General features: G+C 50.7%; 1 protein-coding gene. It reads right to left on the reverse strand.

Going from position 1 to position 2,353, the window contains the following annotated elements:
* Window positions 1-135: 135 nt before the first annotated feature.
* Window positions 136-1,980: a precorrin-3B C(17)-methyltransferase gene (cobJ, locus tag AACV78_RS05930; protein WP_194013120.1), complete on the reverse strand. Its 1,845-nt coding sequence runs from the start codon at window positions 1,978-1,980 to the stop codon at window positions 136-138.
* Window positions 1,981-2,353 lie beyond the last annotated feature (373 nt).

Consider the following 2,353-nt stretch of genomic DNA (forward strand, 5'->3'; position numbering starts at 1 on the left):
CCACCCTGCAACCCTCCCCTCCCGCGGGGGGGGAGCAAGATTATGCTTGTTTCTCCCCTTAATAAGAGGGGACTAATGGGGTAAATTTGACTTTTGCAAGAGGTCTACTAAGTTCGCAGTCACAGAAGCCAGTCCTTAAAGATCGGGCTGAAGTCCTGAGTGCGAACTTAAATCGTACCTGCGCGGCGTGTACACCCAAACATCTCCTCCATATTTGCGGGGAATAATCCGAGTTTGACTCGAACCAACAATTACTAAAGTTCTCATATCCGCGTCTTCCGGCTGGAATTCGCCGAGGGTGCAAACGCGCACGGATTGGCCTGGCCTGCCGAGGTTTCGCCCCAATACAACCGGGGTTTTAGCATCGCGACTTTGCAACAAAATCTCGATCGCCCTTCCCAATTGCCACTTCCGCTGTGTTGATATCGGATTGTAAAATGCCACAACTAAATCCGCTTTGGCGGTGGCAGAAATTCGCTGTTCTATGACCTCCCAAGGCTTGAGAATATCCGAAAGCGAAATCGCACAAAAATCGTGTCCGAGGGGTGCTCCGATCGCAGCAGCGGCCGCCTGCATCGCAGAAATCCCCGGTGCTACCCGAATGTCGATGCCTTGCCATTCGGGTTTGCTGTCAGAGTCGATCGCCTCAAACACCGCCGCAGCCATCGCAAAAATCCCCGGATCTCCCGACGAAACCACGGCGACAGATTTTCCCGATGCAGCTAAATCTAGGGCAAAACGGGCGCGATCGATCTCTTCGCGGTTGTCGGAATCGTGCCGCTTTTGTCCTTCTCGCAGGGTTCCGGCTAAGTCGAGATAGAACTTGTAACCCACCCAATCCGTGGCTTCGCGCAAAATTTGCTTAACTTCCGGCGACATCCAGGGCGCGCCTCCGGGCCCGGTACCGACGATCGCCAGTTTGCCGCGACTAATGCCGATCGCGCTTGCATCAATCGGTTCTGCAGCCAGGGCGATCGCGCAAGAAAAGGCGTTTGTGCGATCGTACCCGATTAACTGACTGTTTGCACCCGCTGCAGTCAGGGCAATTTGGGCGGCGGTGACATCAAAACTGGCATTATATTCTATTAATTTAACTGAGTCGAATTTCACAAGTTCGGGAAGATTCAAAAAACGCACGGGAACTTTGAAAAATTGACTAATTGCTTCTAAAGTAGGATTTCCCATCTCATGTTTTAAAGCAAAAAATCCGGCAACAGAAGCTGCTGCTAAATCGGTATTTTCTAAGATTTGCTGCACGTAAGAAACTGCTACTTTCGGCTCAATATAGGATAGATTTGTGAGTGCAAATGCTGCAATTTGCGGGTGGTAAACTAAACAGTCGGGTGTCGGTACAACTGCTTTTTCGGTGACGCGGATGGTTAATTTGGCTGCGGGGGCGATCCTCTCCGTTGTAGCCCCCGTAGGGGCGGGCTGCGAAGTAGGCAAATTGCTCTCCCAAAGCCAGTTAGCAGCCCCTTCTAGCTGTACTTTTGCCCCGGCGAGCAAATTTGAAATAAAAGTCTTCGCGTCCTCTGGATTCGCCAAATAATAGCCTTGGGGAGGACTTAGCAGGGCGGTGCGAAAGCGGATATCTCCGGTGGTGGTGATGGCGGGCTGCACGCCGAGGGCCGCAGCAATTTCTCTGGCCAAGTCATTTACGCCGTGCAAGCCGCCCAGCAGGGGTACTACGGCGCTTCCGTCTTCGGCGACGGCTAAGACTGGGGGTTCGGCGCGTTTGTCTGACAGCAGCGGGGCGAGGGTGCGGATGATGATTCCGGCGGCGCAGATGGCGATGATTGGGGTTTGGGTTGCGAACAATTCCTGCAGTGTTTCGCCGAAGTTGCTAAAGTTGATGTCTGTGTCGGATGTGCGATCGACTAAACCGTAAATCTGGGAACCTGGGAAGACTGCGGAGATGGTTTGGGCGATCGGCAGGCTGTTTTGACCTAAGATAACTATTGCCGGAGGTGTTCGTTTCACTGCTGTAAATATGCCTGTGTTTGGATTGATTTGATTATTTTAATTGGTTCTTAGCACCATAAAAAATATAGTAGGGTGCGTCGCAATGAAGAATCTGTCAATCAACTCGAAAATCTCCCAGCGATGCACCGTACAACCGGCGGGTAAGATGCCCGTTCCCCAAAAATTGACACCAATTAATGTCAAGATTCAGACAGAGGAAAATTCCCAGTTGTGGGAATCTTACTTTACCGCAAACACGTCATTACCAAACAGCATTATATTCATCAATTAATTCGCTATTTTGAAACAGCAGGCATTAAGCTGTTGTGCAAATAAACATTGTATATTTTGATGACGATCAAAAATCGTCAAATCCTCTCCCCCTCTCCCC

This window comes from Tychonema sp. LEGE 07196, from assembly GCF_963890365.1.
Classification (GTDB): domain Bacteria; phylum Cyanobacteriota; class Cyanobacteriia; order Cyanobacteriales; family Microcoleaceae; genus Microcoleus.